The organism is Aeromonas enterica, from assembly GCF_054052465.1.
Window position 1 is genome coordinate 1 of record NZ_JBSTYL010000063.1, and the last position, 529, is coordinate 529.

A 529-nucleotide genomic window follows, 5' to 3' on the forward strand; every position below is an offset into this window, starting at 1 on the left:
ATTTTGGTTTTCGCCAAGAAGTTTCCAAAGCACTTGTAACAAATGTTTGAGAACTACTTTTTAAATCAGCTTTCCAGATTGTTAAAGAGCATGTTTGCAACAGCACAAGGCTGAAGAAAACAGAGTTAAGAATTTCGTTCTTAACTCTGCATTCTTGTTAGCAAGAAGAGAAGTGGCGTCCCCTAGGGGATTCGAACCCCTGTTACCGCCGTGAAAGGGCGGTGTCCTAGGCCTCTAGACGAAGGGGACCCGGATTTGTCTTTGCGCTTGCGCGCAGGTAACCGGGTAGCCGCTTGCGCCGCTATTCACATCCCGACACCCAACAAAAGGGCTTCTCTCGTTTGGCTTTCGCCAAACAAGCACTGACGCTTGCGCATCAGGTCTTTGCTCTAACTACTTTGAATCAAGGCAATCTGTGTGAACACTCAACAACTTCGGCATCTTAAGGTAAGGAGGTGATCCAACCCCAGGTTCCCCTAGGGTTACCTTGTTACGACTTCACCCCAGTCATGAATCACACCGTGGTAAA

The 529-nt window shown here is 47.8% G+C and carries 1 tRNA gene and 1 rRNA gene; both read right to left on the minus strand.

The window, feature by feature from the left end:
- Window positions 1-173: 173 nt before the first annotated feature.
- Window positions 174-249: transfer RNA gene (locus ACW5XD_RS23885), tRNA-Glu, on the minus strand.
- Window positions 250-448: 199 nt separating this feature from the next.
- Window positions 449-529: ribosomal RNA gene (locus ACW5XD_RS23890) — 16S ribosomal RNA — on the minus strand; the annotation flags it as partial.